This window comes from Zoogloea sp. JDB1, assembly GCF_056724025.1.
Genome location: NZ_CM161496.1, coordinates 3,542,105 through 3,561,197, shown reverse-complemented (window position 1 = coordinate 3,561,197; position 19,093 = coordinate 3,542,105). Strand labels below are relative to the sequence as shown.

The window sequence follows — 19,093 nt, the reverse complement described above, 5'->3', positions numbered from 1 at the left end:
GTTTTTTGCGCGACGAATCCTGATGTCCCCAAGAGTTATCGCGCTGCTCCTTTCTCTAGCCTGGGTTGCGCCCTCGCTTGCCGCCGACAACGGCCAGGCGCCGCAGCAACTGGCCCAGGCCCCGTCGCTGCTGCTCGATGCGAACGGCGCGTCGCCAACGACGCAAACCTTCGAGATCCGGGACCAGCATGTCAAGGTGCCGACCATCGATCTGACGGTGGAACCCGACGACCTGTGGGAACGCATCCGCCGCGGCTTCTCGATGCCGGACCTAAACACCGACCTGGTGACCGACCGGCAGATCTACTACATCAACCGCCCCGCCGCCCTGCGCCAGATCTTCAGCCGCGGCCAGCGCTACCTCTACTACATCGTCGAGGAGCTGGAGCGCCGCGGCATGCCCACCGAGCTGGCCCTGCTGCCGATGGTGGAGAGCGCCTTCAACCCGATGGCCCTGTCCTCCGCCCAGGCCTCTGGCCTGTGGCAGTTCGTGCCGTCCACCGGCAAGACCTACCGGCTGGAACAGAACTGGTGGGTGGACGAGCGGCGCGACGTGATCGCCTCCACCAACGCCGCGCTGGACTACCTCCAGTACATCTACGAGATGCACGGCGACTGGCAGCTGGCCCTCGCCTCCTACAACTGGGGTGAAGGCGCGGTGGGCCGGGCGGTGGCCAAGAACCGGGCTGCCGGCCAGCCGACCGAGTACCAGTACCTCAACATGCCGGGCGAAACGCGCTACTACGTGCCCAAGCTGCAGGCGCTGAAAAACATCGTGGCCCAGCCGGAGCTGTTCGGCATCACCCTGCCGTCGATTCCCAACCGGCCCTATTTCGCCACCGTCGAGAGCCGCGTCCCCCTCGACCTGGCGACGGCAGCCCGCCTGGCCGAGACGCCGGTGGAGGAAATCCTCGCCCTCAACCCCGGCTACAAGCGCCCGGTGCTGCCGACCAACGGCACCCAGTCGCTGATCATCCCCGCCAACAAGGTCAACGTCTTCCTCAGCAACCTCGAAAAGCACGACCCGGCCAGCGCCAGCTGGAAGACCTACGAACTGCAGGAAGGCGAAGCCCTCGAAGGCGTCGCCGACCGGCTGGGCATCTCCGCCAGCCGCCTGCGCCAGGTCAATGGCCTGTCACCGCGGGCACGCATCGGCACCGGCTACACGCTGATCGTACCGTCAGAAAGCGACGGCGAGCGCATCACCCTCGCCAACATGCTGCCGACCAAGCCCCAGGCCGGTGCCGTCGAGCCCCCCAGCTTCATCGTCCAGCGCACCGTCATACGCGGCCGCAACGGCAGGGCGACAGTGATCGAACGCAAGGTGCCGGTCGGCGGATCGCCGATCAAACCGTTCGCCCATGGCAGGGCCGAAGCCACGCCCGCCAAGGACAGGGAACAGGAGAAGGAAGCCCCGCACGGCAAGCACGGGAAGAACAAGGACGCCGACAAGCAGGACGAAAAGCCCGCCTCCGAAAAATCCTCCGCAAAAGACAAATCCGCTTCGTCTGCAAAGGAAAAGGACTCCGGCAAGGACAAGCCCTCCGCCAAGGAGAAGCCAGCCACCCACGAAAAATCCCAAGGCAAGGAAAAAGCCGCCGGGAAGGACAAGCCCGCTGACAGCAAGGCGGAAGGTGGCCACAAGGCAGACAAGAAGGACGGTGGCAGCAAGTCCAAGGACGCGAAGGACAGCGCCGGCAAGGACAAAAAGCATCATTGAAGACCGGCGCCCGCCGGGTGCCTCAGGAATGCATATCGGGTGCCAGCAACTCGCGCCCACCAAAGCTTGGCGATGTCCGCCTCAAAAGGAGATGCACCAGCCCTGGCAAGAGAGCCGGAGATCCATGACTGGATTCCGGCATATCTTCCAAGCAGTGGAATGCCCAGTAGCGGCACGACTGAAGGAAACCGGGGCAACCGGTTGTATGTTGCAGCCAGCCAGGACGCGCCGCGTGGAAGCAGTCCAGCTGACTGCACTGTTGGAACCAATAGCGCCCTTATGCATTTGATTTTTCAGCATTTGGATTGGGCTCTTTTATCCACGGCTCGACAGCTGTGCGACGCCACGCATGCCAACCGAACGGCAAAGCCGCGAGCTCCCGCACCGAGCCATCAAGTGCGACGATATCCTCTAGAGTCTGTTGACAATCATGCCAGCCATATGACGGCGGCAGTGATTGCGACGAAAGAGGCGAAGCGTTCGGCGAGTTTGTCGTAACGTGTGGCGACGCGGCGAAATTGCTTGATGCGGCAGAAAAAGCGCTCGATCAAGTTGCGATTCTTGTATTGATGACGATCGAAATGGCGTTGGACACGGCGATGGCTGCGCGGCGGGATGACGGCCTCGATGCCTTGATCGGCGAGATGCCGGAGGATGGCATCGGTGTCGTAGGCCTTGTCCGCACTGAGCGACGCGGGCTGTAGCCCCCCCAGCAGGGGCAGAGCCTGTGGGCTGTCGCCGGCTTCGCCGCCGGTTAAACAGAAGCGGGCGAGCGATCCGAGCCCCTCCACCAGGGCGTGAATCTTTGTACTCAATCCGCCGCGGGATCGCCCGAGCGCTTGATCGCCTTTTTTTTGAGTGCGCCGGCTGCATGCTGGTGGGCACGCACAATCGTGCTGTCGATGAAGACCTCTTCAAAATCCGCATCCTGGGCCAGCTGGGCGAAAACACGATGCCACACGCCGCTGCGCGACCAGCGCGCAAAGCGCTGATAGACACTATTCCAGGGGCCGAACTGCGGGGGCAGATCGCGCCACGGACTGCCTGTCCGAGCAATCCATAACACCGCCTCAACAAACAGCCGGTTATCTGCCGCCGTGCGCCCTGGATCGCTGGCCTTGCCTGGCAGCAACGCGGCTATCCGCTCAAACTGATCGTCACGCAACCACACACGTACCATCCTGACTCTGCCGAAAAGTCAGGATATGACCACAACTTGCCCGCAGTGAACAGCCCCTCGGCAAGTCATTGAATGTGCACGGCGAATTGACAAGCACACGCCATCGGCATTTGCAGAACAGTAATTGTCAACAGACTCTAGGCAGACTCGGACAGCATCTTCAATTTTAGGAGTGTCCCAGCCGAGAAACTGCCACGCGCCATCATTCAGGTTGTGACTCACATGGAGAATAGGCGAACGACCTTCAGCAATCTCGCGCAGCGAAATCGCCAAGTAGTCTTTCGGTGCATCAAACTCCCAGGCGTCCATGGCCCTCTCAACGTGAAAGTGAGCGGACGCCAAAGACGATCCGCTCCAATGGTAGGTTATGCGCTGTCTTTGGCGACCTCACCAGACTCCTGCACGAATACAGCGCATACGTAGCTCCTCTCCCCACAGCGGACCCGCGCGACCAATTGCGTCTCGCAATGGCCATCCAGGTGCCGTCTCGACCAGATGGAGCAAAGACCAAGCAAGCCCAAAGCAATCATCCGGGCCGAAAATTTCCAGGAGCGCCCGCGCTTCCTCATCACTGACAGGGCGCGAGATGGCCTTGAAAGCAATCTCGTATCGTTCAATCAATTCGAGGGCGACGCCCTCCTCGGCTGGCAAGCGACCTAGCGCAGCTAGAGCGCGGACCTCTTCACGCATAACGTTGTATCTATCTATGGACTCCCCCGATTTTGCAAGATGAATGTGCTGTTGGTTTGATGGACAAGCCTGCAGGAATCTATCCGGCCTACTATGGCACCCGTCGGCGCCGGCCCTGATGACATACGCACTACGGAAGCCTTATTAGTTAAACGGTCTGGCGCGGCCAACAACGTTATCAGGCTCTTTCCGTGTCGGTTCGATCCGTCATCCCATCAACACTTTCGCTCGCAAACCTACGGTGGGAAATCACTGGTACTGCGGTTGAAGATCGACAGCCTGTATGGTTCAGGCGGCCACTCGGTACTCGGTTCCCCGAGCAAGCATCGCCCAGATGATCCGGGCATTCCTGGCCGCCAAGGCAACAGCAGCCACATTGTTGCATGCTCTCGATTTCAGGGCCTCGGCCCAGCGGCTTTTCCTGTCCTCCTTGCCGGCCGTCAGGCGCAAGGTTGATCTCGTGCCGTGAATCAGCAAGGTCCGCAGCACCACATCCCCTCGCTTGCTGATGGCGCCAAGCCGGGTCTTGCCGCCGCTGGAGCTTTGCCGGGGCGTGAGCCCCAACCAGGCGGCAAACTGCCGCCCGTTCAGCATGTTGGGCCGGCCCACGGCTTCGCAGATCGCTTCGGCATCGTTGGCGTCGTTCTTGCCGCTCTTGCGGTAGGGGCTGACGAAGAAGGTCAGGACTTCGCCGCGGGATAAGGTCTTTTTGCAGACCGGTTTGCCGTGGCTATCGACACCGTGGAGCTGGAAGACGGATTTGGCAATGTCGAGACCGATGCGGACAAGCTGTTTCATGGCACTTCCTCCTGGTGATCTCAGCCCCATGGCTACTTGGGCCTCAGTGTCACGCTACGGGGTGGGGGAGTCCATTTCATTAGCTAACCGGCGCTGCGCGACTTTATCGCGCAGCGTCCAGCGACCAAAGGGAGCTAGGTTGAGCGCCATGTTATGCGTCTCGCACCACCGAAAGTACGAATTCCGTTTTTGCACGCGTATAGGCCTCTCTATCTGTTCTGTGCTGAACTGCAAGCTCAGTCTTGAGAAGTGAGTAGCGATTTGAGATTTCTGGATCGGAGCGCAATACATCGCGGAAGTGCAAACGTTGGCGCCATTCGGTACCACCGAGGACGACAACGTGAAGGTGATGCGTACGCCGCCCGTTGGCCCAGCGCATGAACCAGCGCCGGTCTGTGAGCGTTGCGTTGAACTCTGCCGATGTGGTGTAGCTTGACCTGAGGAGCGGTTCGACAAGTGACTCCGCCACAGCCATTGATTCAACGCCGGCCAGAATGTCGATGATTGGCTTGGCGGACATGCCTGGGATGGCGGTGCTTCCAAAGTGCTGGATATCGAGAAGTAGCAACGGAAACAGCGAGAAGAGGCGTTCACGCTCAGCGAGGAAAAGAAACGGCCACTCAGGGTCGTACGGGCACAGCGCCACGTCCTCGTGTATCGCTCGCTCCAGAGATTCATCTTCCGTCACTGCACTGCCTCAAGATGCATAACGTTCACGGTAACCGGCCGCCGGAGCCCGAAGGACGGAGGGAACCCGCAAGCGCAGCTTGCAGGCGGTCCGGTTGGCCGAGAGGTTGGGCGTCATGCTCTCAGTCATCTGGTGAGGTACCCTCAACCCAACTGAGCAGATGATTTGCCCGCAACCGATTCTCGTAGCAAGAGCTACAGAAGAGTTGCCAGTCGGCGCATTGATCTGCGAGAGCTGTCCAGCCGCGTTCCTTTGCCAATAGACGGTCGCATTCCTCGCACCACGCTTGCGCAGGTTCTGTGTCGGTTGCTTCGATAGCGTAATAGCCCAACCCGGATTGCTCTCGAAGATGCTTACAAATGAGGCATGACGGCGATGGGCCGTGCTGTGGACACACGATAGGACTCACCTATAGACACTCCCGCGAAGTGCGACTAATGACGCCCAATCGGGATAGGAAGAAGCCTCGCGGCTCCTCCCTCCCACACCACCGGACGTACGGGTCACGTATCCGGCGGTTCGATGAGTTGAATTCCTACCGGGGCGCAAGGCTCGGTAGTCCCAGTGATTCGAAGAAGCGCAGTGGCAGTGCAACGGTCAATGCCGGTGTCTTCGATAACCGCCACGGGCCATGGGCCGACTTGCTGGTGTTCCACGCTTCGCGCACGGAGACCCCGCGCTTGCGTAGTTCCCGGTAGCCGGCCGATCCCCATTGCTTCCAGATGTAGCAGCGCAACTTGCGCCGTACCCATTTGTCCACGTCGCGTAGAGGGCTCAACACCTCGGCGATGCCGAAGTATGCTTTCCAGCCAAGCAGGGTTTCTCTCAGCTCTGCCACGATCACTTTCAAACTGGTGCCTCTTGTACGGCGGGTCAGTTCCCGCACCCGGTCCTTGAGCTTCTCTAGCGGCTTGTCCGCCACCTTCAGCTTGGCACCGTTGCGGCTGACCGTGAAGCCCAAAAACTTGCGGTTTATGGGCCGATCCACCGCGCTTTTCAGCGGATTCACTGTGAGCCGCAGTGAGTCACTGACATAGCGTGCCACGCTCGCCATCACCCGCTCTCCCGACCGCTGACTCTTCACCAGAATATTGGCATCGTCAGCATATCGGGCAAACCAGTGGCCGCGTCGGTCCAGCTCCCAATCCAGTTCATCCAGCACCACGTTGGCCAAGACCGGCGACAGAGGACCGCCTTGCGGCACGCCCGTATGAGTGGGTTCGAGTTTGCCCTCCACACTCACGCCGGCCTTGAGGAAGCGGTTGATCAGGCGTAGCAGATCGGCGTCCGGGCAACGGCTTTTCAGCCGCACCATGAGCCGATCCTGATTGACCCGGTCAAAGAAGGCTTCCAGGTCCATATCCACCACCCAGCCATAGCCCGCCCGGATGCACGCCTGCACATGACGTACTGCCTCATGGGCTGAGCGCCCCGGTCGGAAGCCGTAGCTGTTGGGGTGGAAGTGCGGTTCCCATTGCGCCGAGATCACTTGGGCAATGGCTTGCTGTATGAAACGGTCCAGCACGGTAGGGATGCCCAGTTTGCGCATCTTCCCGTCCGGCTTGGGGATTTCCACGCGCTTGACCGGTTGCGGTCGATACTGCCCCGCCTCCAGTTGCACTCGAATTTCCAGCCAGTGCTGTTTCAGGTACTCCGGCAGTTCATCAACAGTCATGCCGTCGATGCCCGGCGCGCCCTTATTCTGGCGCACTTGCTTCAAAGCGCGTTGCAGGTTGGCCCGCTCCAACACTTGGGCCAGCAACGCTTGGGATGGAATCGAGTCCGGGCGTCCCGGTAATCCAGCGACGAGTTCATCCTGCGGCAGCGCCGCAGCCTGCCGAGGCAGGTGGTCAGATGCAATCCCGTCACTCTTCACCGTGGTCCTTTCTCTCTCATCGTTCGGGCCTTCGGCAGGGGCAGCCCGCCTACTATGCCCTCTGCTGACTCCTCCACGGTATTCAGCGGCCGTTACCAGCCGCCCAGCTTCGATCTTCTGAAGCACCGGGGAGGTCTCCCGGGGTAAGACACGTTACCTTCACTGCATAGACGCCGGATTTACAAAATGTACCCCAACCGCAGATGGAGGGCTTCGCGGTCACGTGCCCGCTCGCCCCAGGTACATCACGCCTCATATCCGGTTTTTGTTCATCGCCCCACAGTTTCGGATTGAGCTTCCTTCAGACCCCGCCTCGCGACGACGCCCTTGCCCTTCTCCTTGCCTTCGGCTCTGCGAAAACCTGGCCATCGGACTTACACCGACGAAGTAACGCGCCATGCCCGGCGCACACGTCTGAAATGAGCGGCCTCGCGCGGCTTTTCGCGCGAGGTCAGCTCGATTGATGGGTTGGGCCTCGTCACCAAAACTTCCACCACGGCGAGCGGGAACGCTTGTAGCGAACCAAAGGAATTGACTCAGGCTCAAGCAGGGAGGAATCGATATAGCCCTCAAGCTGATAGCCGAACTGCTCCTTCAAAGTTGCCTCCCCGAGTTCCAGAGGGTGAAACGGAAACGGGTAACTGTCTTTTTCTTCTTCACTATCAACAGCGGGATGCTCTCCAGACCAGTACGGCTTTTCAAAATGCCAGCGCAGTCCGATGTCCTCCATGATGCCGCTATCCGGGGACAGGCTCAGGGAACGCACTAGCTTTCCGTTTGCCCACGTCGCGTACGCAAACCAATCAACCACGCTGTGCATAGCGTGAAGCGTGACTGTTCCGTTGCCACCAGCAGCGATGAACCTCTGGGGCAGCTTTGAGGGGTAATCGATGCCGAATTCTTTCGCTGCGACCACCGATACTCCCTGAAAGCAGCCTATATGCACTTCATTGTCTGGCGGACATGTGTAGGAAAGATCGCCATCCCCAATTGGTTCGAGCTTCTCGCCAGGGAAGAGAGTATCGGCCAGCTTCTGGGTTGCCTCCCGGTCCAAAGAAGGCTCGGCAGCGAGTGCTTCACGTGCATTCGAGTCTGCAAGTACGAGCATCCAAGTCTTCGCGCCCATAGATCAGTTCCCTCTGTAGGTTAAAGCGGCCCGACGCCTGAGTTAAGCCGCGCCGCGAAGCGGCGTCGGCTTGGACGACTACAAAAGGACTTCCCCCACCCGCCCGGTGGGCTTGCCACCCAGCATCTCGGTGCCAAGATTGAATTGCTGAAGTTCATTCTTTACGGCGAGGAGGGAAGTCAAAATGGATACTACGACTGTTGGTGTGGATCTGGCAAAGAACGTCTTCGTGGCCTGCGTGGCAGACTGCACCGGTCGGATCGTGGAACGGCTGGAGTTCAACCGATCGGGCTTTCTGACGTGGCTCAGCACGCTGCCGACGGGCACAGTGATCGGTATGGAAGCGTGTGGCAGCGCCCACCATTGGGGCCGCACGGCGCAGCGTCTGGGCTTGGCTCCGCGCCTGATGGCTGCCGAGTTCGTCCGCCCCTATCGCAAGCGCCAGTCGGTCAAGAACGACAGAGCTGATGCTGAGTGTGGCTCGGCCTCGCGCCCAGTCAGTCGGGCAGCGGGGGCAAGACGAAGCTTGGTCGGATCACGCGGCGAGGGGACGACTACTTGCGCACTCTGCTTGTGCAAGGTGCGCGTAGCGTCTTGGCGGCGACGCTTCGAAAGCAGCGGCGTGAATCTCCTGAAAAGCTGACTCGTCTGCAACAGTGGATCGTCGTGCTCAACGGACGGATCGGCTACCACAAGACCTTGGTCGCCATCGCCAACAAGCACGCCCGGCAACTGTGGGCGGTGCTGGCGAAGGGCGAGTCCTACAACCCACAGGCCTGGCAACGGGGCTGAGTCACCGAGCAATGGCAACTGCACATCAGCGATAGACGAACAGGTCAGACCGACCAGCAGAGAGCCTGGCTAACCTGATGGCGGATCAAAAAGAGAAACGGCTGATTGAATCGCCCCGGGTTTCGCGGAGGCTCCTACTCTTGAGAAGATGGAGCCATGAAAAAGACAACGAAATACGCCCCGGAAGTACGTGAGCGTTCAGTGCGGATGGTGTTCGAGCAGCGCAGTGAGCACCCGTCGCAATGGGCAGCGATCCAGTCGATTGCAGCGAAGATCGGTTGCACGGCCCAGACACTGCACGCCTGGGTTCGGCAGCACGAGCGGGATACCGGACAGCGGGACGGGGTCAGCAGTGCCGAGACCGCACGGATCAAGGAACTGGAGCGGGAGGTTCGGGAGCTGAAACGGGCCAACGAGATCCTGCGCCTGGCTAGCGCATATTTCGCGCAGGCGGAGCTCGACCGCCGCAACAAGTGACCCACGACTTCATCGACATGCACCGGGAGCGTCTCGGGGTCGAGCCGATCTGCAAGGTCTTGCAGGTTGCCCCGTCGGCGTATCGACGCCGGGCGGCACGTCGGCGCAACCCTGATCTGCGTAGCGCCCGGGCGCTGCGCGACGAACGCTTGATCGGGGATATCCAGCGGGTCTGGCAGGCCAATCTGCGGGTGTATGGCGTGCGCAAGGTGTGGCGGCAGTTGCAGCGGGAAGGCATCGAGGTGGCTCGCTGCACCGTCGAACGTCTGATGCGGGCCGAGGGACTTGTCGGCGCCCGGCGTGGAAGCGCCGTCCGCACGACTCGCGCGGATCCCGCTGTGCCTTGTCCGCTGGACCGGGTCAATCGGCAGTTCGTGGCCGAGCGCCCGAATCAGCTCTGGGTCTCCGACTTCACGTATGTCTCGACCTGGCAGGGATTCGTGTACGTCGCCTTCGTCGTCGATGTGTTTGCCCGCTACATCGTCGGCTGGCGCGTCAGCCGCTCCATGCACACCGAGTTCGTGCTGGACGCACTGGAGCAAGCCTTATGGGCACGCCAGCCCCAGCGGGATGCCCTGATCCATCATTCGGATAGAGGGTCGCAATACGTGTCCATCCGCTACACCGAGCGACTCGCCGAGGCGGGCATCGAGACGTCGGTTGGCAGCAAGGGGGACAGCTACGATAACGCCTTGGCCGAGACGATCAACGGACTCTACAAAGCAGAGTTGATCCATCGCCGTGGCCCATGGAAAAGTGCTGAAGCGGTGGAACTGGCAACCCTCGAGTGGGTGGCCTGGTTCAACCATCATCGGCTGCTCGCCCCTATTGGCTACATGCCGCCGGCTGAAGCTGAGGCAAACTATCACCGCAGTCAAACCGCTCAGGCTGTCATGGCCTGACTTAAACCAAATGGCCTCCGCGAAACCCGGGGCGATTCATATCCCTGTTTCCCTGATCCCGCCGACGAACGATTGAGGCCTGCTGGTGCGGTTAGTCGCATGGCCCCGGGCGAGACCCGATCAAGGCCGATTAGAGAGAGGCAGTCTGTCTGTCCGATCCGTCGAGTGCGTGCAGTGCCAGGGAAGGAAAAGCGGTAGGCAGGAAAGAAAAACCGGCCTGGCGGCCAGTCATTGGAAAATCGTGCTTGACGGGGAAGTCCTTAGAGCACTGTTAGGCAGGTGGCGGCTCAAGTTCTCTCCAGCGCGATGAGAACGCCAAGAGACGACGCCTTCACGTCCGTCGTGACGCCGGGGCCTTTGACCCGGAGCACCAACTGAGCAGAACCAACCCATCTCGGGACAACCTCGCTTCCTTCCTCGGGCAATTGCAGGACGCGCGCGGAACGGCCGTTGCGAACGACCCAGACTTCGATGGCAGGGGACTCGCCGCCAAAGTGAGGGCCATAGACCACCTCGCGGACCTCGGCAGTGCATGTGCCGTCGGGCGAGGTGGCACGCGAAAGCACGGCCATCTCGGGAGCCCGGGAGCACGCGCATAGAGCTGTTGCTGCAGCAAGAATAAGGAGTCGAAAGCAGACTGAGACCATTTCGGCATAACGTTCAAGGTCAGGGACGCTGCGCGGCCTTATCGCGCAGCGTCCCCTGCACCGCCGGGTTAGCCGTCGGTTGGGGTAAGCTGAAGAGGTTCAACGAATTGAACCTCAAACTCTTCACATTCGATTTCATCAGGCACCTCCCAAAGGCTACTCGCCATCTCGAATACGTGATCTGGTACTACCATCGAAAACGTTGCGCCCTTTTCAGTATTTCTCAGGCGTACTCGTTCGCGCCGGACATCAATTGGTGCGTCCAGCACGTAAATGAGCGGGACATAGCCTAAGTCTTGTACTTTGCGGCAAAACTCAACACGCGGCGCATGCTGAATAAGTCCGAGTTCAAGAATGACATCCTTCTCCGACGCGAGAAGCCGCTGACTGTGGCACCAGATAAGATCAACTAGCCTCTCTTTCCGCTCAATGTACCAAGGCACAAAGTCTCCAGAGGGACGGTCAGGACTAAATAGGTTTGCAAACCACTCGTCAAGCGCAATGTGGACGCCGTTAGTACGCGATGCCAGCACAGCAGCGAAAGTGGACTTTCCAGAACCGACTGGGCCTTCAATTAGGTGGACGGTGGGCATGGCAAATGCATTGCGCGTGGTGAGACGGCTAACGTTCAAGATCACCGGTCTTGCGCGGTTTTATGCGCAAGACCGGTGGATTGCAGGGGTGGGCATCATGACGGACTACAGCGAGCGACCGTCGAAGTGCTTAACGGGAAGCGACGACAACTCGACATCTTCAAGGCAACGGGCGTTGACCATGACCATTGACCTGCCCGAGAGAACACCTTCGGCAAACGTATGAATCCCGCACGTTGGGCAGAAGCGATGCTTAATGGTTTGCCCGCCGAATGTGTAGGTGGCTACCTTTTCCGAAGACGTGAGCAGGTGAAAACTTGTCGGTGAAACGCCCCACTGAAGCGCGCCCTTCTTTGAACAAATTGAACAGTTGCACTCTATAACCTGCGTAAGTTCACCCTCGACCTCGAAGGCTACTTGACCGCAGTGACAGCTACCTTTGTATTTCACTTGTGGACTCCTTTGTATATTGCAAACAGCGGCGGGAAGATGAGCTGCGTGGATGATGACACCCAATTTTTTCTGGCGACAGTTCTGCCGGATAACACGGCCGGCAAGTTATTTTTCAAAATTTCAGACTATGCTGAACGCAAATTAACACAGCAGAAAAAGCAACAGCCTACTTCCTTGCCCTAATGGCTGCTATCTGGATCGGGACGCAACCCTCCGCTGCTGGCCGACTCCTGCCGCCCATTGTTGGCCATGCATGAACGTCCTCGCAGCGGAGCAGTTCACAATTTTCAAATCTGGCAATCAGCTTTCCGCCCGCCAAGTGCAGTTGCTGTCCTTGCTGGCCATGACCTATGGCGATGCGGGCGATGTCTTCCGGCGCATGAATCCGACGGGCCACACCATCCTATCGAAGCCGCGGGCCAGCCGGATTGATCGCTTCCTCGTCTTTGCGCCCATCGCGCGGCGAAGACCTGCACGTCGGGCATGCTTGCCTTCACTCGTCTCCCCGCCGCATGGGCCCGCGCCCCCCTCGGAGGTACTCGCGACCTCCTCCGAAGTACTCGCGACCCTCCCGGAGGTACTCGCGACCCCGACCGGGGTAGTCCGTCCTATGTCGGAGACCCTCGATTGAGTACGAGGGATAGGACGGGTCTGTCTCCGGGCTGCTCGCGAGGAGCTCCGGGATGGTCGGTCTCTATCCCGGTGGGCCTCGCGAGCAGCTTTCGGATAGGGCAGGAGTATCGGCGGGATAGGGGTGGTCTGTCCCGGAGGGGCTCGCGAGAGCTTCCCGGACAGGGCAGGACATTCGCCGGGCTCCTCGCGAGGAGCTTCCGGATGGTCGGGACAGGTTCGGAGGCTGCTCAGTCCCTCTTTTCAGTACAAATGACAGCGTACGACACGGGTCGGTGACTGCCGGGTCTCCCCGGGATAGGCCTGACGACACACGTCCATGGCCTGGCTGCAGCGGGGATGGAAATGGCAGCCGGTGGGCGGGGCCAGCGGAGACGGCAGATCCCCATGGTTCTCCCCGGCTACGGGCACCACCCCCACCTCGCGGCCATCGACCCGCAGCACTGCCGCCAGCAGCATGCGCGTATAGGGGTGGCTGGGCGCTCTCAGCACTTCCTCCACACTCCCCTGCTCGACGATCCGCCCCAGGTACATCACCGCCACATGGTGAGCGAGATAATCCACGACGGCCAGGTTGTGGGTGATGAACAGGTAGGACAGGCCGTATTCGGCCTGCAGCTCCCGCAGCAGGTTGAGGATCTGCGCCTGCACCGACACATCGAGGGCGCTGGTCGGTTCGTCGCAGACGATCAGCTTCGGCGATACGGCCAGCGCGCGGGCAATGGCGATGCGCTGGCGCTGCCCGCCCGAGAATTCGTGGGGAAAACGATCACGCATCGCCGGGTCCAGGCCCACCCGCTTGAGCAGGGCGTCGATCCTGGCCGCGCGCGCTTCGGCGGTCTTTTCCACCTTGAGGGCCACCATCCCCTCCTCCAGGATCTCGCCGATCCGCATGCGCGGATTGAGGGAGCTGAAGGGGTCCTGGAAGATCATCTGCAGATCCCGCCGCAGGGGCTGCCACTCACGGGGGCTGAGTTCGAGCAGTTCGTGGCCGCCATAGCGGGCCGAGCCTCCGGTGGCCGGCAGCAGGCTGAGCAGCGCCTTGCCCGCGGTGGTCTTGCCGCAGCCCGACTCGCCGACGAGGGCCAGGGTTTCCCCGGCCGGTACTTTCAACGACACCCCGTCCACGGCCTTCACGTAGCCGACGACCCGGCGGAACAAGCCCTTGCGCACCGGAAAATGGACTTGCAGGCCTTCGACCTCCAGCGCCCCGCCGACTGTGGCCGGGCCCGCGGCAGCGGATTCGACGCCGGCCGGCGACTCCGGCAGCCAGCCAATCGGCGCGGCCGGATCGTACAGATGGCAGCGCACGGTCTGGTGGCCGACGGTGTACATGGCTGGCTCCACCTGGCGGCACAGGTCTTGTGCCTGGGGGCAGCGGTCGGCAAAACGGCAGCCCTGCCGATGGGTACCAAGGCGCGGCACCTGACCGCGGATGGTTTCCAGCGCTTTGCCCCTCTGGGCCTGGGTGGGCAGGGCCGCGAAGAGTTTGCGGGAATACGGATGCAGCGGCGCGCGGAAGAAGTCCTCCCGCTCGCCGGTCTCCACCAGTTCGCCGGCGTACATCACGCCGACCCGGTGCGCCATGCGCGCCACCACGCCCAGGTCATGGGTGATCAGCAGCATGCCCATGCCGCGTCGGGCCTGCAGGTCGGCGAGCAGGTCCAGCACCTGGGCCTGGATGGTCACGTCCAGCGCCGTGGTGGGCTCATCGGCGATCAGCACCTCCGGGTCGCCGGCCAGCGCAATGGCGATCATGACGCGCTGCTTCATGCCACCGGACAGCTGGAAAGGGTATTCGCCGAGACGTCGGCGCGCGTCGGGAATGCCGACCGCGTCGAGCAGGCGCTCCGCCTCGTCCCAGGCGGGCTTGCCGTGCATGCCCCGGTGGCGGACCAGCACCTCGCCGATCTGATCGCCGACCGTCATCACAGGATTGAGACTGGTGGCCGGCTCCTGGAAGATCATCGCCAGCCGGCGGCCCCGGATGTCGCGCATCCGCACTTCGGGCAGGCTCTGCAACACTTCGCCGCCGAGCCTGACGCTCCCGTTCGAGATCCGGCCTCCGCTCGGCAACAGCCGCATGCAGGCCAGCGCCGTCATCGATTTGCCGCAGCCGGATTCGCCGACCAGCGCCAGCGTGCGTCCCGCCGCCACCTCGAAGCTGATGCCATCCACCGGGCGGACGCGCTTGCCGGCGTTCCGCAGTTCGACCTGCAGGCCATTCACCTGCAACAGCGCCTGATTGTCCGAGTCCAATCCATTCATTCCAAAAAAAACGGACCGCAGAGCGGCCCGTTCAGCGAGTTCAGGTTGGCCGGAGCCGGAATGAAACCGACCTGCCGACCACCCGTCTCATCAGTGGTGATGGCCGCCATCACCGTGGACATGGCCATGGCCGATTTCTTCGGCGCTGGCTGCACGCACGCTCTTGACGGTGATGTCGAAGACCAGCGCAGTGCCGGCGAGGGGATGGTTGCCATCCACCACGACCTTGCCGTCGGCGATGTCGGTGATGCGGTAGACCATTTCGTCCTCGCCATCTTCGCCGACACGCTCGAAGGACATGCCGACCTCGATGTTGTCGGGGAACAGGCTAGCCTCTTCCACCAGCACCAGTTCTTCGTCGTATTCGCCAAAGGCGTCTTCCGGCTGCAGCTTGACCTTCAGGCTGTCACCGGCGTTCTTGCCGTGCAGGGCCTCCTCGATCACGGTGAAGATGCCGTCGTAACCGCCATGCAGGTACACCAGCGGATGCTGGCCGTCGTCGATCACGTTGCCATCCGGGTCGGTAACCTTGTAGTCAAGCGTGACGACCGTGTTCTTGGCGATTTCCATTTACATTCCTTGAGTTGAGTTGCTTTATCAGCTGGAAGACTTCGGCGGCATGGCCGCGCGGATTCACATCGTGCAGCACATGCTGCACCACCCCGTCACTGGAGATGATGAAGGTCGAGCGACGCACGCTGCGCTTGGCGACCCCATCCACCACCGCCGACAGCCACACACCGTAAAGCCGGCAGACCTCGCCGTCCTCGTCGGACAGCAATTCCACCGACAGGCCGTGCTGGTCGCGGAAATCGGCATGGGTCAGGCAGTCGTCGGGACTGATGCCGATCACCATGCAGTGTTCCTGCTCGAAGTCGGCATCGTGGTCACTGAAATCGATGGCCTGGCGCGTGCAGCCGGGGGTGTTGTCACGGGGATAGAAGTACAGGACTACGTGTCTGGAACCCAGCACCGACGCCAGATCGAACATCTCCATGTCGGCATCGGGCAGGGAAAAGAGCGGAGCGGGCGAGCCTTCAGAAGGCGACGCGGGCGAGTCGGAGGATTCTAACCGAGCAGCGCTGAGAACTCTACCCGAAGCGTGTTGCGGGCCGACGAACATGGGCATCTCTCCTCCGGGGGCTGGGCTCTCGCGAACCCGTGCGGGTTGGGGTGAAATCTATCTATGTGGCGTGCCTTGTCTACGAAATCTGTTGGCTGGTGTTCCGGATGCCAGCTTGCCACACCTGCATCAATCAGGAGAAGGCATGCTCTTGAATGGATAGTCCACCGGGGGCGGAGGCTCAAGTCATTTATGCCCGGAGCCCGCAGTTTGTCACGCTTCCCGAGGCTCGGCTCCCGGTTGGCAAAGGCACGCCCGGCTTGCCATCCGTCGCAACCTGTATAAAATTACACAAGACTCACAGGAGCCCTCAATGTCCGACAATCTCACCCCCCGCCAACAGGAAATCCTCCAGCTGATCCGCGACACCGTGGAGCAGGAAGGGCGTCCGCCGACCCGGGCCGAGATCTGCACCGCCTTCGGCTTCCGCTCCCCCAACGCGGCGGAAACCCATCTGCGTGCCCTGGCCGCCAAGGGCGTCATCTCCCTGGAAGAAGGCCGCGCCCGCGGTATCCGCCTGAAGGAAGCCCTCGGCCTGCCACTGATCGGGCGGGTCGCCGCCGGCAGCCCCATTCTCGCCGCCGAGCACGTGCAAGGCCGCTACCAGGTGGATCCGGGCCTGTTCTCCCCGCGCGCCGATTACCTGCTGATGGTGCGCGGCCTCAGCATGCGCGACGCCGGCATCCTCGACGGCGACCTGCTGGCCGTCCATCGCACCACCGAAGTCCGGGACGGGCAAATCGTCGTCGCCCGCGTGGAGGACGAAGTCACCGTCAAGCGCCTGGCCCGCAAAGGCCCCATCGTCGAGCTGCTGCCGGCCAATCCGGACTTTGAACCCATCGTCGTGGACACCCGCAACGACCAGCTGGAGATCGAAGGCATCGCCGTCGGCCTGATCCGCAACGACAGTTTCTGACCACCGGCATCGCCTGAACCACGCCATGGCCGCCCCCGCCCTATCCCTGGACAACCTTGTCTGGCGCGGCGACCGGCTGGCCACGCCGGCCCTGCCGGGGCGGCCGACCGGCCATGCCGCACTCGACGCAGTCCTGCCCGGTGGCGGCTGGCCCCTCGCCGCGCTGAGCGAACTGCTGCTGCCCCGCAATGGCGTCGGTGAACTGGGGCTGTTGCTGCCCCTGCTCGCCAACGTGCCGGCAGGGCGCTGGGCGGCCTGCATCGCCCCGCCCGGCCTGCCCTATGCGCCGGCCCTGGCGGCGGCCGGGGTTCCCCTCGAACGCCTGCTCATCGTCCAGCCCGAGAGTCCGGCCCACGCCCGCTGGGCGGCCCGCCAGGCCCTCGACTCCCGCAGCTGCGAGGTGGTCCTGCTATGGCTGGCCGACGCCGACATGGGCGCCCTGCGCCGCCTGCAACTGGCCGCCGAGGAAAGCGGCACGCCGCTGATCCTGCTCCGCCCAGAAAGCGCGGCCCATCAACCCTCGCCAGCCGTCCTGCGGCTGGCCCTCAGCCCCTGCCGCGGCGGCCTCGGGATCCGCATCCTCAAGCGCCGCGGGCCGCAACTGGCCGCCCCCCTGGCGCTCGAACTCCCGTGGCCAGGCGGTGGCACACGGCCCGACGGCGGCCTCGAACATCCTTCGACGGCAACGATCGATCCGCAGCAGCCCTCCTCCCCCTCCGGCAAGCATGCTCTGGTGCGCCCTTTACCTCCCCGATCTGCCCCTCCAGGTCTTCACGCGGGGGCGCAGTGAGGCCGCCCCGCTTGCGGTCCTCGATGGCCACCCTCGCCGGCGGGTGGTGGCCGCGGATCCGGCGGCAATGGCGCGCGGCGTGGAGCCAGGGCTTGGGCGGGCCAGCGCACTGGCCATAGCGCCGGAGCTGTGCCTGGTCAACCGGCAGCCCGCCCTCGAGCACGCGGCGCTGATCGACATAGCCACCTGGGCCGGACGTTTCACCCCGGCCATCAGCCTCGACCCGCCCCACGCCATCCTGCTGGAGGTGGAAACCTGCCTGCGCCTGTTCGGTGGGCTCGTTCCACTGGGCCGGCAGATCACCAAGGGCATCGAGGAACTAGGTTTCCACGCCCGCCTGGCGGTTGCACAGACACCGCTGGCGGCCCGCTGGCTGGCCCGTTTCGGCGCTGGGGATGACGCCGGAAAAGCACTGGCGGCGCGGCTCGATCCGCTGCCGCTGATCGCCCTCGCCGACGGCACGCCGGTCAGCCCCGACAGCCTGGACCTGCTCACCGGTACCGGCCATGCCAGCCTGGGAGAGGTGTGCCGCCTGCCGCGCCACGGTCTGGCCCGGCGCCACGCCCAGGCGGTCACCGACGCCCTCGACCGGGCTTACGGGCGCATCCCCGATCCGCGTCCGTGGTTCTCTCCGCCCGAACGCTATGCGTCCCGCCTGCCGCTGCCGACTCCGTCCGATCAGGTGGACACCCTGCTGTTCGCCGCCCGCCGCCTGCTCGCCGGCCTGGCCGGTTGGCTGGACGCCCGCCAGGCCGGCATCGAACGCTTTACGCTGGTCCTGGAATTCGAGCGCAACAGCCAGGCGCCGGAAGCGCCGCTGGAAATCGTGCTGGGCACCCTCTCCCAGGACATGCAGCGCTGCCAGCTGCTGGCCCGCGAGCACCTGAACCGCCTGCCCCTGCCGGCCGCCGTCGACGCCCTGCGCCTCACCGCCGACGAACCCCGTCCGCTGGCACCGCCCGCCGGCGAACTCTTCCAGGGCGATGACGGCCAGCCGGGCGATGCGGGCCTGTTGCTGGCCACCCTGCGGGCCCGTCTCGGCGACCAGGCTGTGCGCTGCCTCGCCTCCCATCCCGACCACCGCCCCGAGAAGGCCTGGCGCTGGGTCGAACCCCAGTCGCCGGACCGCAGCCGCGGCCGCCAAGAACCGCCGCCGCTGCCGGCTTCGCCGCGCCCCTTATGGCTGCTGCCGGAGCCCCGACCGATTCCGGCCCCGCCGCCGTGGACGCTCCTCGCCGGTCCGGAACGCATCGCATCCGGCTGGTGGGATGGGCCCGAGGCCACAGTACGCCGGGACTACTTCGTCGCCCGCAGTCAGGATGGCGGCCTGGCCTGGGTTTTTCGGGACGGCGTCGCGCCCCATTACTGGTATCTCCACGGCCATTTCGCCTGAGAGCCGTCGACACGGCTGGGCTAGACTACGC

Annotated in this window: 15 protein-coding genes, 2 pseudogenes and 1 other annotated feature; of the genes and pseudogenes, 6 read left to right on the top strand and 11 right to left on the bottom strand. The window is 62.8% G+C overall.

Annotated features, from left to right (window positions below; all coding sequences use genetic code 11):
- Positions 1-22: 22 nt before the first annotated feature.
- Positions 23-1,720, top strand: coding sequence for a transglycosylase SLT domain-containing protein (locus AC1PPK_RS16035; RefSeq protein WP_481114025.1), 1,698 nt, complete (start codon positions 23-25; stop codon positions 1,718-1,720).
- A 428-nt stretch (positions 1,721-2,148) separates the two neighbouring features.
- Here the strand turns inward: AC1PPK_RS16035 and AC1PPK_RS16030 are convergent.
- The 6 genes from AC1PPK_RS16030 to AC1PPK_RS16005 all read right to left on the bottom strand — a co-directional run bounded on the left by AC1PPK_RS16030 (position 2,149) and on the right by AC1PPK_RS16005 (position 8,060).
- Positions 2,149-2,900, bottom strand: a protein-coding gene (locus AC1PPK_RS16030) for an IS5 family transposase (protein WP_481113852.1) whose coding sequence is annotated in 2 segments (ribosomal slippage) — positions 2,149-2,573 and positions 2,573-2,900 — 753 coding nt in all. Because the reading frame shifts where the segments join, the coding sequence is not laid out codon by codon here.
- A gap of 18 nt (positions 2,901-2,918) precedes the next feature.
- Positions 2,919-3,209, bottom strand: a complete 291-nt coding sequence (locus tag AC1PPK_RS16025) for a hypothetical protein (protein WP_481114024.1) — start codon at positions 3,207-3,209, stop codon at positions 2,919-2,921.
- Between the two features lie 669 nt (positions 3,210-3,878).
- Positions 3,879-4,388: a transposase gene (locus AC1PPK_RS16020; protein WP_481114023.1), complete on the bottom strand. Its 510-nt coding sequence runs from the start codon at positions 4,386-4,388 to the stop codon at positions 3,879-3,881.
- A gap of 151 nt (positions 4,389-4,539) precedes the next feature.
- Entirely contained in the window at positions 4,540-5,076 is a 537-nt protein-coding gene (locus tag AC1PPK_RS16015) for a GrpB family protein (protein WP_481114022.1), read from the bottom strand.
- Between the two features lie 535 nt (positions 5,077-5,611).
- Complete coding sequence (ltrA, locus tag AC1PPK_RS16010) at positions 5,612-7,078, bottom strand: group II intron reverse transcriptase/maturase (protein WP_481114021.1); 1,467 nt, start codon at positions 7,076-7,078, stop codon at positions 5,612-5,614.
- A gap of 352 nt (positions 7,079-7,430) precedes the next feature.
- Positions 7,431-8,060 carry a DUF6928 family protein gene (locus tag AC1PPK_RS16005; protein ID WP_481114020.1) on the bottom strand — a complete coding sequence of 210 codons (630 nt, stop codon included), beginning with the start codon at positions 8,058-8,060 and terminating at the stop codon, positions 7,431-7,433.
- A gap of 202 nt (positions 8,061-8,262) precedes the next feature.
- Here AC1PPK_RS16005 and AC1PPK_RS16000 point away from each other — a divergent pair.
- Together AC1PPK_RS16000 and AC1PPK_RS15995 are read left to right on the top strand one after the other, a co-directional pair.
- Positions 8,263-8,870, top strand: a pseudogene (locus tag AC1PPK_RS16000) (transposase).
- A gap of 156 nt (positions 8,871-9,026) precedes the next feature.
- Positions 9,027-10,249, top strand: a protein-coding gene (locus AC1PPK_RS15995; protein WP_481113787.1) for an IS3 family transposase whose coding sequence is annotated in 2 segments (ribosomal slippage) — positions 9,027-9,309 and positions 9,309-10,249 — 1,224 coding nt in all. Because the reading frame shifts where the segments join, the coding sequence is not laid out codon by codon here.
- Positions 9,305-9,421, top strand: a sequence feature (AL1L pseudoknot). Its footprint overlaps the gene before it by 117 nt.
- Before the next feature lie 715 nt (positions 10,250-10,964).
- Here AC1PPK_RS15995 and AC1PPK_RS15990 read toward each other — a convergent pair.
- The 5 genes and pseudogenes from AC1PPK_RS15990 to AC1PPK_RS15970 all read right to left on the bottom strand — a co-directional run.
- The gene (locus AC1PPK_RS15990) at positions 10,965-11,489 is read right to left on the bottom strand and encodes a P-loop nucleotide/nucleoside kinase family protein (RefSeq protein WP_481114019.1); all 525 of its coding nucleotides are present in this window, start codon (positions 11,487-11,489) and stop codon (positions 10,965-10,967) included.
- Positions 11,490-11,594: 105 nt separating this feature from the next.
- Positions 11,595-11,939 carry a GFA family protein gene (locus AC1PPK_RS15985; RefSeq protein WP_481114018.1) on the bottom strand — a complete coding sequence of 115 codons (345 nt, stop codon included), beginning with the start codon at positions 11,937-11,939 and terminating at the stop codon, positions 11,595-11,597.
- 876 nt (positions 11,940-12,815) lie between these two features.
- Positions 12,816-14,831: an ABC transporter ATP-binding protein gene (locus AC1PPK_RS15980; RefSeq protein ID WP_481114017.1), complete on the bottom strand. Its 2,016-nt coding sequence runs from the start codon at positions 14,829-14,831 to the stop codon at positions 12,816-12,818.
- Between the two features lie 99 nt (positions 14,832-14,930).
- Positions 14,931-15,410, bottom strand: a complete 480-nt coding sequence (locus tag AC1PPK_RS15975) for an FKBP-type peptidyl-prolyl cis-trans isomerase (RefSeq protein WP_481114016.1) — start codon at positions 15,408-15,410, stop codon at positions 14,931-14,933.
- Positions 15,376-15,876, bottom strand: a pseudogene (locus AC1PPK_RS15970) (peroxiredoxin); the annotation flags it as partial. The gene AC1PPK_RS15975 and the pseudogene AC1PPK_RS15970, both read right to left, overlap by 35 nt.
- Positions 15,877-16,276: 400 nt before the next feature.
- Here AC1PPK_RS15970 and lexA point away from each other — a divergent pair.
- From lexA to AC1PPK_RS15955, 3 genes are read left to right on the top strand one after another with little or no spacing between them, the layout of a single operon-like run.
- Positions 16,277-16,879, top strand: a complete 603-nt coding sequence (lexA, locus tag AC1PPK_RS15965; RefSeq protein WP_481114015.1) for a transcriptional repressor LexA — start codon at positions 16,277-16,279, stop codon at positions 16,877-16,879.
- Between the two features lie 25 nt (positions 16,880-16,904).
- Positions 16,905-17,669, top strand: coding sequence for a translesion DNA synthesis-associated protein ImuA (gene imuA / locus AC1PPK_RS15960; RefSeq protein ID WP_481114014.1), 765 nt, complete (start codon positions 16,905-16,907; stop codon positions 17,667-17,669).
- On the top strand, positions 17,605-19,062 hold the full coding sequence (locus tag AC1PPK_RS15955) for a Y-family DNA polymerase (RefSeq protein WP_481114013.1): 1,458 nt from the start codon (positions 17,605-17,607) through the stop codon (positions 19,060-19,062). The genes imuA and AC1PPK_RS15955 overlap by 65 nt, the downstream gene beginning before the upstream one ends.
- Positions 19,063-19,093 lie beyond the last annotated feature (31 nt).

What these genes read in the sequence shown, in the direction of transcription:
- imuA (WP_481114014.1), top strand. Translation starts at nt 16,905, where the DNA reads ATGGCCGCCCCCGCCCTATCCCTGGACAACCTTGTCTGGCGCGGCGAC.
- AC1PPK_RS15990 (WP_481114019.1), bottom strand. Translation starts at nt 11,489, where the DNA reads ATGCCCACCGTCCACCTAATTGAAGGCCCAGTCGGTTCTGGAAAGTCC.
- AC1PPK_RS16005 (WP_481114020.1), bottom strand. Translation starts at nt 8,060, where the DNA reads ATGCTCGTACTTGCAGACTCGAATGCACGTGAAGCACTCGCTGCCGAG.
- AC1PPK_RS15975 (WP_481114016.1), bottom strand. Translation starts at nt 15,410, where the DNA reads ATGGAAATCGCCAAGAACACGGTCGTCACGCTTGACTACAAGGTTACC.
- AC1PPK_RS15955 (WP_481114013.1), top strand. Translation starts at nt 17,605, where the DNA reads ATGCTCTGGTGCGCCCTTTACCTCCCCGATCTGCCCCTCCAGGTCTTC.
- AC1PPK_RS16035 (WP_481114025.1), top strand. Translation starts at nt 23, where the DNA reads ATGTCCCCAAGAGTTATCGCGCTGCTCCTTTCTCTAGCCTGGGTTGCG.
- AC1PPK_RS16020 (WP_481114023.1), bottom strand. Translation starts at nt 4,388, where the DNA reads ATGAAACAGCTTGTCCGCATCGGTCTCGACATTGCCAAATCCGTCTTC.
- AC1PPK_RS16025 (WP_481114024.1), bottom strand. Translation starts at nt 3,209, where the DNA reads ATGGACGCCTGGGAGTTTGATGCACCGAAAGACTACTTGGCGATTTCG.
- lexA (WP_481114015.1), top strand. Translation starts at nt 16,277, where the DNA reads ATGTCCGACAATCTCACCCCCCGCCAACAGGAAATCCTCCAGCTGATC.